The organism is Tateyamaria sp., assembly GCF_039940735.1.
Taxonomy (GTDB): Bacteria; Pseudomonadota; Alphaproteobacteria; order Rhodobacterales; family Rhodobacteraceae; genus Tateyamaria.
This window is the reverse complement of sequence record NZ_JBDVGB010000077.1, coordinates 16093-29053: the sequence shown is the minus strand read 5'-3', so window position 1 is coordinate 29053 and position 12961 is coordinate 16093. Positions and strand designations below refer to the sequence as shown.

Sequence of the window (12961 nt, the reverse complement as noted above, 5' to 3'; positions counted from 1 at the left end):
CGGATGCGTCTTCGATCGATCGATGTGCAGATGTTGCGAATCCTTGAAGAAATCAGCGCCGGTCGACAAGAAACGATGGCCGAACTGCGCACTGACATTTCGGCGCTTGCTTCTGCTCTTAGCCAGCCGCATGGACAGAACCGAAAGCAGGGTGGCGGTGGGCGTGGGCGCTCGGGTAATGGGAACGGCTGACCATGGCATTGTCGCGGCGTACAGGGCAACGGTTTCAAGCGTCGATTTGGCCAGGCTTTGTCGATGCAATGACGGGCTTGCTGCTTGTTCTTATGTTCGTGTTAACCATCTTCATGGTGGTTCAATTCGTGCTACGCGAGACGATCACTGGGCAAGAAACCGAATTGAACGAACTGGCTGGCGAAGTGGCGGCACTTGCGCAAGCGCTGGGGCTGGAAGAACGGCGCGCCAATCAATTGGATGCACGTCTGACATCGCTTAACAGCACTTTGGACGACGCTCGCAACGAGGTCGAAGCGCAGGCCGCGTTGATTGCATCGCTGACAACAGAACGAGACGCGCAAACCGCTGCTCTGGATGCTGCTCAAACCCAGATCACCAGCTTTGAGGCGCAGGTTGCTGCACTGATTTCCGAACGGGATGGCGTTTTGGATCGTGTTGCGACCCTAGAGGGCGAACAAGAGCGGCTGTTGTCTGAACAAGACGCCTTAAACACGGCCCTCGCAACTGCACGTAGCGAAACCGACGCCCAGACCGAAGCCGCACGACTTGCCGCTGCGCGCACCGAAGCGTTGCAAGCTTTGGTCGCAGATTTGCGCACGCGCAACGCCGACAGCGCCGCACAAAGCGACGCATTGCAGGCCAATCTAGAGGCCGCCCAAGAACAATTGAGTGCCGAAGAAGCCGCGCGTTTGGCCGAAGCCGCAGCAGCAGAAGCATTGCGTGAACGGCTCGAAAACGCTGATGCCGAACTGACGGCAATGACCCTTGCGCTTGAAGCGCAGCGCCAAGAAGCCGAAGATACGTTGACGTTATTGGCCGCCGCGCGCGCTGCCGAAGAAGACTTGGATGCACAACTTACCGCTGCTCTGCTGGCTTTGCAGAACACGTCAAGCAGCGCAGTTTCTGCGCAGACACAGTTGGACCAGATGGAGGCCGATCTTGCGGCCGCTTTGGCAGCGCTTGATGAATCCCAAGCCGACACCGTATCGGCAAATGCGGAACGGGAAACATTGGAAGCGCAGTTGGCAGCGGCACTTTTGGATGCTGAAGGGGGCGCAGCAGCGGCTGTGGACCTAGAGGCACAGTTGTCGCGTGCATTGAGCCAGTTAGACGAGCGCACCGCCCTGACGGCAACACTTGAGGCGCGCCTGAGCGCCGCCGAAGCGGCCTTGGACGGCGGTACGGCGACGGCTGCGGCGCTGCAAACCGAATTGGGCGAAACGCGGGTTGAATTGGCGCAAGGTGCCGCGCAAATTGTTGAATTGCAGGCACAATTGGATGGTGCATTGGCCGAAAACGCCGCGTCGGCTCAGGCTGTCGCTGACCTTCAGGCGCGCATGGCAACACTGGAAGCACGTATTACAGCGTCCGGGATTGAGATGACTGAAATCCGGAATCGCCTTGCTGCCGCCGCCGCGGCAAAAGCCACGGCCGAGGCTGAGTTGGCCGGGCAGGTGCGTGATTTGGACGATGTACGGGCGCAATTGGCCTTGGCCATTGCAGCGCGTGATGCCGCTGTCGCAGATATCGAAGCCGCCGGAAGCAGTAACTTGGAAGTGCGCGAACAACTGGCGGCGGCGCTGGCGGCGAAACTGGCCGCCGAAGAAGAGCTACAAACCTTGGGCACCGACACCGCCGATGTGCGGGCTGCTTTGGCCGACGCCTTGGCGAAAAAGACGGCCGCCGAACAAGAACTGGCCGAGACAAGCGGCACGGCAGATGAACGCGCCGCACTTTTGGCAGCAGCACGTGAATCGCTGAGCCAAAAAGAGGCCGAAACCCTAGAAGCTCAACGCCAGACCGAGCTTTTGAACCAGCAAGTTGCCGCGTTGCGCACTCAATTGGGGCAGTTGCAGGCCCTATTAGATGACGCCGTGGCACGCGATGCCGCGCGCGACGTGCAGTTGCAATCGTTGGGGTCGGAGTTGAACACTGCGTTGGCGCGTGTGGCCGCAGAAGAACGACGCCGCCGTGAATTGGAACAGGCCGAACGGGAACGCCTTGAGGCTGAAGCGCAGGATCTTCAGCGGTATCGCTCGGAATTTTTTGGGCGCTTGCGTGACGTTTTAGGTGTGCAGGATGGCGTGCAGATTGTCGGCGACCGGTTTGTGTTTTCTTCCGAAGTGTTGTTTCCGCCAGGTGGGGCGGACCTTTCAAATGCAGGGCAGGGCGAAATCGCCAAAGTTGCGGGTATCTTGCGCAACATTGCTGACGATATCCCGGCCGGCATCAATTGGGTCATTCAGGTGGACGGGCACACAGACAACGTGCCGCTGACAGGGACTGGTGAATTTGCCGACAACTGGGAACTTAGCCAAGCGCGCGCACTTTCCGTTGTGAAGTATATGGTGAACTTCCTTGGCATTCCGCCGCAACGAGTGTCGGCGAACGGGTTTGGGGAACACCAGCCTGTGAACCCAGAGGATACGCCAGAGGCCCGCGCCCAGAATCGTCGGATCGAGCTGAAGTTCACTGAGAAATAGGCCGCATCAGCGGATTTGGACGCTACCCTGTTCGGAGCTGATCGTAAGGGTGCCGCGTTTAAGAGTGACCGTGCCACGATAAGTCCCTTTGGCCCAATCTGCTGTGTGCCGTTTTCCAATCGCGCGGAAAAACTGGGCCTGATTTTTTTCGATCTCGACGGTTTGATTCATGAATTCGCCATCGGGGCCGTCTATGCGCAATTGCATCTGATCGCCTGCCTTGCCGCCGAACGCATAGCCAAACACCACAAGGGCAGGGGCGTCGACAGGTAATGTCTGCGCCGCGGCGTGCCCAGCTTTGATGTCATCGAATTTTGGCACGGCATTTGAAAACCCAACCGCCAACACACCGCCCGGGCGATATGGCAGCGGCGTTTTCCACAAAGTTTCCGAACTGGGTGCCCCGCAAGTTACCTTGCCGTCGGGGTCGAATGGATCAACGACGGCACCATCTTTGCGCACCGTCAAATGGACGTGCGGGAATTGTGTCCGTCCTGACAAGCCAATTTGTCCTAGAACGGTCGACAGATTGACCCGGTCGCCGGTTTTCACGGCTATAGAACTGCGTTTGAGGTGGCAGTATTGGGTCGTCCACCCGTCGCCGTGATTGATGACGACTCCATTGCCGCATTCGCGGCTGTCAAGTTTGGAACTACGATTTCGGGTGTAGATTTCGTCGCGCACCCCGTCGCGTGTGGCCTGAACAGTGCCGGGGGCGGCGGCAATGACATTCACGCCGCGTTCCATTTGCGCGATGGAGCGGAGCGCAAAATCGGTGCCTTTGTGGGTGTTGTAGCTAAGGTTGGAGCAGTGAAAATCCATCGATGCACGCGATGGATCATGGTCAACATATTGTTGGATGAAGCAATCGCTTCCCAGATCGCAATCAACCGGTGCGGATAGCACGATATCTCTTGCCGCAAGTGGCCCTGCGGCAAGAGTTAATCCAAGCGTGACGAAATATGCCGCGCGCATTAGTCGGCCGTCAGAAGAGGCGGTTTGTTCCCGGAGAGGCGCGGTTTGTCGGGCCCTTCCATTTTCAAATCCAACGCGCCGTTCTTCACACCAACCTTGACGACGCCGCCCTTCATCAGTTTGCCGAACAGCAGTTCTTCGGCGAGCGGTTTTTTGATGTATTCTTGGATCACGCGACCCAGAGGACGAGCGCCCATCTTTTCGTCGTACCCTTTTTCCCCCAGCCATTCTGCGGCAGGTTTGGTTAATTCGATGGTCACGTTGCGATCCATCAATTGCGCTTCAAGTTGCAGCACGAACTTTTCGACGACTTGGTGAATGACTGCTTTGGGCAGTGGCGCAAAGCTGATCACGGCGTCTAGACGATTGCGGAACTCAGGCGTGAACGTGCGTTCAATCGCAGCGGTGTCTTCGCCTTCGCGACGGTCTCGACCAAAGCCGAGCGGCGCGCGGGCTGCGTCAGATGCGCCAGCATTGGACGTCATAATCAGGATCACATTGCGGAAATCCACAGTGCGCCCATTGTGATCAGTCAGTTTGCCGTGATCCATAACTTGCAACAGGATGTTGTAGACATCCGGGTGCGCCTTTTCCATTTCGTCCAAAAGCAGCACGCAATGCGGGTGTTGATCGACACCGTCCGTTAGCATGCCACCTTGATCAAAACCGACATAGCCGGGAGGGGCGCCAATCAGTCGTGAAACCGCATGCTTTTCCATGTACTCGGACATATCAAACCGCAGCATTTCCACGCCCAACGTGTCGGCAAGTTGCTTGGCGACTTCGGTTTTACCCACGCCAGTTGGACCCGCGAACAGGTAGTTGCCAATCGGTTTTTCAGGTTCTCTTAGACCCGCACGAGCCAGCTTGATCGCCGAGGACAAAGCGGTAATCGCGTTGTCCTGCCCGAACACCACGCGTTTGAGTGAGGTCTCAAGATCTTTGAGAGTTTCGGCATCATCTTTGGACACTGTTTTGGGCGGAATGCGGGCGATCTTGGCCACGACATTTTCGATTTCTTTGATCCCGATGGTCTTGCGTCGTTTTGCGGCCGAAAGCAGATGTTGCGCTGCGCCAGCTTCGTCGATCACATCAATTGCACTGTCCGGCAGCTTGCGGTCGTTAATGTAGCGGCTTGCCAGTTCGACAGAGGTTTTGATCGCATCGGCGGTGTATTTGACGCCGTGATGATCTTCGAAATAGGGTTTAATCCCTTTAAGGATTTTGGTCGCATCTTCGACGGAAGGTTCGTTCACATCAATTTTCTGGAAACGACGCGACAAGGCGCGGTCCTTTTCAAAATGTTGGCGAAATTCTTTGTAGGTGGTTGAACCCATGGTGCGCAGTTTGCCGCCCGCAAGCGCGGGTTTCAGCAGATTAGAGGCATCCATAGCACCACCAGACGTCGCCCCGGCACCAATTACGGTGTGGATTTCGTCGATGAACAGCACGGCGTCTTTATGTTCTTCCAGTTCGGTCACCACGGCCTTTAACCGTTCTTCGAAGTCGCCGCGATAGCGGGTGCCCGCCAGCAATGCGCCCATATCAAGCGAATAGATGGTGGTTTTCGACAGGATTTCAGGCGTTTCGCCTGCCACAACCTTGCGCGCGAGCCCTTCTGCGATGGCAGTTTTGCCGACACCGGGGTCACCCACCAGCAGCGGGTTGTTCTTGCGGCGGCGGCACAGCACTTGAATGCAACGCTCGACCTCGGAATCGCGGCCGATCAGGGGGTCAATGTCACCGTCGCGGGATTTCTCGTTCAAATCCACGCAATATTTGGCCAGCGCGGATTCTTTTTTGTCACCCTCGGTCACGCTTTGATCTTCGTCTTCACCCTCAGGTGCGCCGGAGACGGGACGCGCTTCGCCAAAGGCGGGGTCCTTGGCAACGCCGTGGGCGATGAAGTTCACAGCATCGTAACGCGTCATATCCTGTTCTTGCAGGAAGTAGGCGGCGTTGCTTTCACGTTCGGCAAAGATGGCAACCAAAACATTGGCGCCCGTCACCTCGGTCCGGCCCGAAGATTGAACATGAATGGCGGCGCGTTGAATAACGCGTTGGAAAGCGGCCGTCGGGACCGCTTCGGAACCATCAACGTCGGTCACCAAATTAGACAAATCGTCATCGACAAATTCGACCAAGGCGCCGCGCAGTTCATCGATATCAACCGAACAGGCCTGCATTACGCGGCGTGCATCGGGTTCTTCCACCAACGACAGCAACAAATGTTCCAGCGTTGCAAATTCGTGCCGGCGTTCATTGGCCAACGCGAGCGCTTGGTGAATGGCTTTTTCCAGTGTCGTCGAGAATGAAGGCACGGCGTGCTCCTATCGATCGGGGTTGGCGCAGACCCTCAAGGAAATTCGAGGGTCCAGACCAACATGGTCTCATCTACTTAAGTTTGGTTGAACATCGCGCAGCTTCAAGGCTTTTCTTTGCCTTGACACTCACATTCTGCGTGAGGTCGGCGAGTTTGGGGTCAAAGTGGGCGTATGTTAGCGCAATCGTTTTTAAAAGTTGTCTTTTCGGGTGCGGATTTCTGTGAATACGTCGGTGGCGTTTGCGTCTGTCATGCCAAGATGGGCTTGGATGGCAGGGTCGTGAGCGCGCAAAAATGGGTTGGTCGCCAGTTCTTCGGACAGAAGTGACGGGACAGTGGGCGTGCCGCTTGCGCGTTTTGCGGTCACATCCCGGACACGCGATATAAGGTCAGGATTCTCAGGATCAATAGTCAGCGCAAATTTAGCATTGGCGGCGGTATATTCGTGGCCGGAATAGACGATCGTGTCGCCGGGCAGGGCGGCTAGCTTTTGCAGGCTGCTGTGCATTTGCGGTTTGGTACCTTCAAACACACGCCCACATCCCAAAGCCATCAGGCTGTCAGCGGTAAATAAGGCGCGCGCGCCCGGAAAATGAAAGGCGATGTGGTTGATCGTATGGCCAGACACGTCAATGATGGTGCCTGTTTCGGATCCGATGTTTAGGGCATCGCCGTCGTTCAATGCTAAATCCAAAGCGGGCAGGCGATGCGCATCTGCCGCGGCCCCGACCACACGGGCCGGGTGTGCGGCCAACAGATCAGCCAACCCATCCACGTGATCCCAGTGATGGTGCGTGATCAAAATATCCGTAAGCGTCCATCCGGTTTCAGCCAAGGCTGCGATGATCGGCCCGGCTTCTGGCACGTCGATGGCGGCGGTTGCCCCGGTGTCTGTATCGTGGGCCAAATAGGCATAGTTGTCGGACAGGCAAGGGATGGTGCGAACGTCGAGGGGCATGGCATTTGCGCTTTCTTGAGATAGGGTTGTAACAAAGGTGGTCCCGACGGGGCCAAGAGGCAAGAGGCGGTTCATGCATCTCGACGTTCAAGACCTGAGAAACTTCTATTACCGCAGCGCATTGGGGCGGGCCGCACAGCGTTCGCTGCGCCGCCGCGTCGCGGAAATTTGGCCAGAGGCAAAGGGGCAGACCGTTGCGGGGTTTGGCTTTGCTTTGCCGCTGTTGCGCCCGTACTTGGCCGATGCACGCCGGGTGATTGCTTTGATGCCCGGCCCGCAGGGGGTGATGCCATGGCCGCCGGACGGTGAAAATGTGTCGGTGTTGACCGAAGAAACCCTTTGGCCCATCGAAACCGGTCACGTGGACAAGCTTATTGTATTGCACGGGTTGGAAACGTCTGAACGCGCGTATGATCTGCTGGAAGAGGCATGGCGGGTGCTTGGGCCCGGCGGAAAGGCCTTGTTCATTGTGCCCAATCGCGCTGGCATGTGGTCGCGCCGGGACCGCACGCCTTTCGGTTACGGGCGGCCTTTTTCGGCCAGTCAGCTGGAAACCCAACTGCGCAAGCATCAATTCTTGCCCGAACGCCATTTTGGGGCGCTTTATCAGTTTCCATCCACCAAACGCCTATGGATGAAATCGGGCGCTATGTTTGAAAAGGTCGGGCGGGCAATGCCGGGCGTTTTCGCAGGCGGCGCGTTTATGGTCGAGGCGTCCAAGCTGGTTTACCCGCCCAAAGGCAAAGTACAACGCAGCAGCGCCAAACGGCAAAAGGTGCCGCATGGGGTGCCGGCGCCTATCGTGGGGCGGGTGTGATTGCTGGACAGCTTTTAATTACGATACCTGCGCGGTTAAACGGCGCGGCATCCGGATCCACAGCGCCAAAGGCAATACTGTCTTCGGTTAAGGTCATATCCTCGGTATTGTCAAAATCAGTAACGGTGCCGAAAAGACCTATCGCCGCGCCGGCGCCGGACGCATTGATATAGGAAATCTCGATCACATCAGCCCCATCACTGGTGATAAGCGTGTCAAAGCTGTCGCTTGGTGCGCCCACGGCGTCTGAAGCATCATCATTGGCGACGGCCTCGACAAACATTGCCCCCGTCAACAGCGCACAAAGTGTCAAAGGTCCTACAATTCATCCCCCACGAATTGTTAACTTCAATTTTTTTTGAGCGACGCGGAAGGAGGGCAATGAGACAAAAACATGTGCAAAACAGAACCAATGCACACGCAGCAATTATCGCGATTTCCGGCACGCCACAGCGAATATGCGACGGAATCGCATCGAAATTTCGAAATTTTCTTTAAGATTCCTTGCGTCTTCCGCGGGTCAAACGGCCGCACTTTGACTAATCTACTGAAAACGTTATATAAATTGGCATGGCTGCGAACGCGAAGATATGTTGCGGGGTCAGACACCCTCTGCTACATCCCCCGTGATTTCCTCGCTCTGTTATCAAACAGGCCGTACCAACACCCCCGCGCCGCGCTTTATATAAGCGCCACCGGGGCCAAGACATCGAAAGGGTGGACGTGTCCGAACCAGCTTCGATCTCCACAGGCATCGCATCGCGCTATGCCACAGCTGTCTATGAACTTGCCAAAGAGGCAGGTGACGTCAAAGGCCTTGAGGGCGATATCGCTTCTCTGACATCGGCCATGGCTGACAGCGCAGACTTTAACGCTTTGATCAATTCGCCGCTTTACAGCCGTGATGAACAGCGCGGGGCTGTTGCCGCCATCGCCAAGAAAGCCAAGTTGACCAAAGTCATGGCCAACACGTTGTCTTTGATGGCCGACAAGCGCCGCTTGTTCGTGGTGCCGCATCTCGTGCAAACCCTGCGCGACATCATCGCCGAAGACAAAGGCGAAGTCACCGCAGACGTCACATCAGCCAAAGCGCTGACCAAGGCGCAAAGCGACAAACTCGCCAAGACGCTTAAGGCCCGCATGGGCAAGGACGTCACCATTAATGCTTCCGTCGATGAAGGTCTCATCGGCGGTTTGATCGTAAAAGTGGGCTCAAAGATGATTGATACGTCGATCAGCTCCAAGCTCTCTTCCCTCCAGAATGCAATGAAAGAGGTCGGATAAATGGGTATCCAAGCAGCAGAAATTTCTGCGATCCTAAAGGACCAGATCAAGAACTTTGGTCAGGAAGCTGAAGTGGCCGAAGTGGGCCGCGTATTGTCAGTGGGCGACGGCATTGCCCGTGTGTATGGCCTCGACAATGTTCAGGCCGGTGAGATGGTCGAATTCCCCGGTGGCATTCAAGGCATGGCCTTGAACCTGGAAAACGACAACGTCGGTGTGGTTATCTTTGGGTCCGACCGTGACATCAAAGAAGGTGACACTGTTAAGCGCACCAACTCGATCGTGGACGTTCCCGTCGGTGATGGCCTTTTGGGTCGCGTTGTTGACGGTTTGGGCAACCCTATCGATGGCAAGGGCCCGATCAAATCCTCAGCACGCAGTGTTGCGGACGTAAAAGCCCCCGGCATTATCCCGCGTAAATCGGTTCACGAACCGATGGCGACAGGCCTTAAGGCCGTTGACGCGATGATCCCAATTGGGCGTGGCCAGCGCGAGCTGATCATTGGTGACCGTCAGACCGGCAAAACCGCTGTTGCTCTGGATGCGATCCTGAACCAGAAATCCTACAACGACGCAGCTGGCGACGACGAAGGCAAGAAATTGTACTGCGTTTATGTTGCGATCGGCCAAAAGCGTTCGACCGTGGCGCAGTTGGTGAAAAAGCTCGAAGAGTCCGGCGCGATTGAATATTCGATCGTTGTGGCGGCGACAGCTTCTGACCCAGCGCCTATGCAGTTTCTCGCACCTTATGCCGCGACGTCTATGGCGGAACACTTCCGCGACAATGGCCGTCACGCGCTGATCATCTATGATGACTTGTCCAAACAGGCCGTGTCTTATCGCCAGATGTCTCTGCTTCTGCGTCGCCCACCAGGCCGCGAAGCCTATCCTGGTGACGTTTTCTATCTTCACTCCCGTTTGCTGGAACGTTCGGCTAAGCTGAACGAAGACAATGGTTCCGGTTCCTTGACGGCTTTGCCGATCATTGAAACCCAAGGTGGCGACGTTTCGGCGTTTATTCCGACAAACGTGATTTCGATCACCGACGGTCAGATCTTCCTTGAAACCGAATTGTTCTATCAAGGTATCCGTCCTGCTGTGAACACAGGTTTGTCGGTGTCTCGTGTTGGGTCGTCCGCTCAAACATCTGCGATGTCGTCTGTTGCGGGTCCGGTGAAATTGTCACTGGCTCAATACCGCGAAATGGCTGCGTTCGCGCAGTTCGGTTCTGATCTTGATGCCTCTACCCAGCAGTTGCTGAACCGTGGTGCACGCCTGACAGAGCTGATGAAGCAAGCGCAATACGCGCCGCTGACCAACGCTGAAATCGTTTGCGTGATCTTTGCTGGCACCAACGGCTATCTCGACAACATCGACGTGTCTCAAGTTGGTGAATTCGAAGCCGGTCTGCTCAAGTTCCTGCGCAGCCAGAAGGCGGACTTCCTTGCTTGGATTTCGGATGAAGATCCTAAATTCAAATCGGGCGAGAACGTCGACAAGATGAAGGCGGCCCTCGACGAGTTCGCTTCGACCTTCGCATAATCGGGAGGTAGGGCAATGCCAAATCTCAAGGACCTGAAAAATCGGATCGAGTCGGTCAAATCGACCCGCAAGATCACCAAGGCTATGCAAATGGTGGCCGCCGCAAAACTGCGGCGGGCCCAAGAAGCTGCTGAAATGGCGCGACCCTATGCGGAGCGTTTTGGTTCCGTGATGGCGGGGCTTGCGTCCAGTGTTGCGGGTTCCGAAAGCGCACCTAAACTGCTGTCGGGCACCGGGTCGGACCAAGTCCACCTTTTGGTGGTCATGACGTCCGAACGCGGCTTGTGCGGTGGGTTTAACACCAACATCGCCAAATTGGCGCGTGCACATGCGGCTAAATTGGTGGCAGCTGGCAAGACGGTGAAAATCCTGACAGTCGGCAAAAAAGGCCGCGATCAGATGAAACGCGACTATGGTTCGCATTTCATTGGACACGTGGACATGTCGGCAGTGAAACGCCTTGCCTATTCTGATGCGCAAGGTGTGGCCAAGGATGTGTTGGGCCGCTTTGATGCGGGCGAATTCGACGTTGCGACGATCTTTTTCGCGCGCTTCCAAAACGTAGTGACGCAGATCCCAACGGCACAACAAATCATCCCGTTCGCGATCCCAGAAGGGTTCGAGGCGGGCGATACGCTCTATGACTACGAGCCGGACGAAGAGGCCATTCTTGCCGATCTTCTGCCGCGCGCGATTGCGACGTCGATCTTTACGGCGCTGCTGGAAAACGGGGCCTCTGAACAAGGGGCACGGATGTCGGCGATGGACAATGCCACGCGCAACGCGGGTGACATGATCGATCAGTTGACCATTCAGTACAACCGTTCGCGTCAGGCCGTCATCACCAACGAGCTGATCGAAATCATTTCCGGCGCGGAAGCGCTGTAAGAAAAACCGGAGACGAAACATGGCAAACGCTAAAGGTAAAATCACGCAGGTTATCGGGGCCGTCGTCGACGTGCAGTTCGATGGTGACCTGCCGCAGATTCTGAACGCCCTGACCACCGACAACCAAGGCAAGACGCTGACTCTCGAAGTGGCCCAGCACCTTGGTGAAAACACTGTGCGCGCCATTGCGATGGACGCCACCGAAGGTCTGGTACGCGGTCAAGCCGTAGCAGACACGGGCAACCAAATTCAGGTGCCCGTCGGTACTGGCACTTTGGGTCGCATCATGAACGTGACAGGCGAACCTGTGGATGAACAAGGCCCGGTAAAATCCGACGCCACCCGTTCCATCCACGGCGACGCACCTGAGTTCGCAGAACAGTCCACCGAAACCGAGATCCTGGAAACAGGCATCAAAGTGATCGACCTTTTGGCCCCCTACACCAAGGGTGGTAAAATTGGTCTGTTCGGCGGTGCCGGCGTTGGCAAAACCGTTCTGATCATGGAACTGATCAACAACATCGCCAAAGTGCACTCTGGCCTGTCCGTGTTTGCGGGCGTGGGCGAGCGGACACGTGAAGGTAATGACCTTTATCACGAGATGATCGAATCCGGCGTTATCGTTCCTGACGATCTGGAAAAATCCAAGATCGCTCTGGTTTACGGCCAGATGAACGAACCTCCAGGTGCGCGTATGCGGATCGCTTTGTCCGGTCTGACACTGGCCGAACAGTTCCGCGATGAATCCGGGTCTGACGTTCTGTTCTTTGTGGACAACATCTTCCGCTTTACTCAAGCGGGTTCTGAAGTTTCGGCCCTTCTGGGTCGTATTCCTTCGGCGGTTGGTTACCAACCAACACTGGCCACCGACATGGGTGCGATGCAAGAACGGATCGCGTCGACGAAATCCGGTTCGATTACATCGGTGCAAGCCGTGTACGTACCTGCGGATGACTTGACCGACCCCGCGCCGGCCACATCCTTTGCGCACCTTGATGCGACAACTGTTCTGGATCGCTCGATCTCGGAAAAAGGGATTTACCCTGCGGTTGACCCACTGGGTTCGACATCGCGTCTGCTTGATCCGCTGATCATTGGTGATGAGCACTATAAAGTGGCAACTGACGTGCAGCAGGTTCTGCAACGTTACAAGTCGCTACAGGACATCATCGCGATCCTTGGCATGGATGAACTGTCAGAAGACGACAAACTGACCGTTGCCCGTGCGCGGAAGCTGGAACGTTTCTTGTCCCAGCCGTTTGACGTTGCCAAAGTGTTCACCGGTTCTGACGGTAAACAGGTCAAGCTCGAAGAGACAATCCAATCCTTCAAAGCGGTTGTTGCTGGCGAATACGATCACTTGCCCGAAGGCGCCTTCTACATGGTTGGTGGCATCGAGGACGTGATTGCTAAAGCCGAGAAAATGGCAGCCGACGCGGCCTAAGAACAATGGTGGGCGACACGCCCACCTTACACATAGTCCGACCGGGGTAAGG

The 12961-nt window shown here is 56.3% G+C and carries 10 protein-coding genes and 1 pseudogene; 7 read left to right on the top strand and 4 right to left on the bottom strand.

The window, feature by feature from the left end; all coding sequences use genetic code 11:
- A pseudogene (locus ABJF76_RS16505) lies at nt 1-192 on the top strand (biopolymer transporter ExbB); the annotation flags it as partial.
- A 2-nt stretch (nt 193-194) separates the two neighbouring features.
- The gene (locus ABJF76_RS16500) at nt 195-2678 is read left to right on the top strand and encodes a peptidoglycan -binding protein (protein ID WP_413821898.1); all 2484 of its coding nucleotides are present in this window, start codon (nt 195-197) and stop codon (nt 2676-2678) included.
- Between the two features lie 6 nt (nt 2679-2684).
- On the opposite strand, the gene ABJF76_RS16495 is transcribed toward ABJF76_RS16500, so the two are convergent.
- The 3 genes from ABJF76_RS16495 to gloB all read right to left on the bottom strand — a co-directional run bounded on the left by ABJF76_RS16495 (nt 2685) and on the right by gloB (nt 6934).
- Nucleotides 2685-3653, bottom strand: coding sequence for a M23 family metallopeptidase (locus ABJF76_RS16495; protein WP_413821899.1), 969 nt, complete (start codon nt 3651-3653; stop codon nt 2685-2687).
- Nucleotides 3653-5974, bottom strand: a complete 2322-nt coding sequence (clpA, locus tag ABJF76_RS16490) for an ATP-dependent Clp protease ATP-binding subunit ClpA (protein ID WP_413821900.1) — start codon at nt 5972-5974, stop codon at nt 3653-3655. Before clpA ends, ABJF76_RS16495 begins: the two co-directional genes overlap by 1 nt.
- A 192-nt stretch (nt 5975-6166) precedes the next feature.
- On the bottom strand, nt 6167-6934 hold the full coding sequence (gene gloB / locus ABJF76_RS16485; protein ID WP_413821901.1) for a hydroxyacylglutathione hydrolase: 768 nt from the start codon (nt 6932-6934) through the stop codon (nt 6167-6169).
- 73 nt (nt 6935-7007) lie between these two features.
- Here gloB and ABJF76_RS16480 point away from each other — a divergent pair, with 73 nt between their 5' ends.
- Complete coding sequence (locus ABJF76_RS16480) at nt 7008-7751, top strand: hypothetical protein (RefSeq protein WP_413821902.1); 744 nt, start codon at nt 7008-7010, stop codon at nt 7749-7751.
- Here the strand turns inward: ABJF76_RS16480 and ABJF76_RS16475 are convergent.
- Complete coding sequence (locus ABJF76_RS16475) at nt 7732-8034, bottom strand: hypothetical protein (RefSeq protein WP_413821903.1); 303 nt, start codon at nt 8032-8034, stop codon at nt 7732-7734. The genes ABJF76_RS16480 and ABJF76_RS16475 overlap by 20 nt on opposite strands.
- Before the next feature lie 440 nt (nt 8035-8474).
- Between ABJF76_RS16475 and ABJF76_RS16470 the strand changes: the two genes are divergently transcribed.
- From ABJF76_RS16470 to atpD, 4 genes are read left to right on the top strand one after another with little or no spacing between them, the layout of a single operon-like run.
- Complete coding sequence (locus ABJF76_RS16470) at nt 8475-9035, top strand: F0F1 ATP synthase subunit delta (RefSeq protein ID WP_413821904.1); 561 nt, start codon at nt 8475-8477, stop codon at nt 9033-9035.
- Nucleotides 9036-10577 carry a F0F1 ATP synthase subunit alpha gene (atpA, locus tag ABJF76_RS16465; protein ID WP_413821905.1) on the top strand — a complete coding sequence of 514 codons (1542 nt, stop codon included), beginning with the start codon at nt 9036-9038 and terminating at the stop codon, nt 10575-10577.
- A 15-nt stretch (nt 10578-10592) separates the two neighbouring features.
- Nucleotides 10593-11465, top strand: coding sequence for a F0F1 ATP synthase subunit gamma (locus tag ABJF76_RS16460; RefSeq protein ID WP_413821906.1), 873 nt, complete (start codon nt 10593-10595; stop codon nt 11463-11465).
- Between the two features lie 19 nt (nt 11466-11484).
- A complete protein-coding gene (atpD, locus tag ABJF76_RS16455; protein WP_413821907.1) occupies nt 11485-12909 on the top strand; it encodes a F0F1 ATP synthase subunit beta in 1425 nt (474 codons plus the stop codon).
- The last annotated feature ends 52 nt before the right edge of the window (nt 12910-12961 follow it).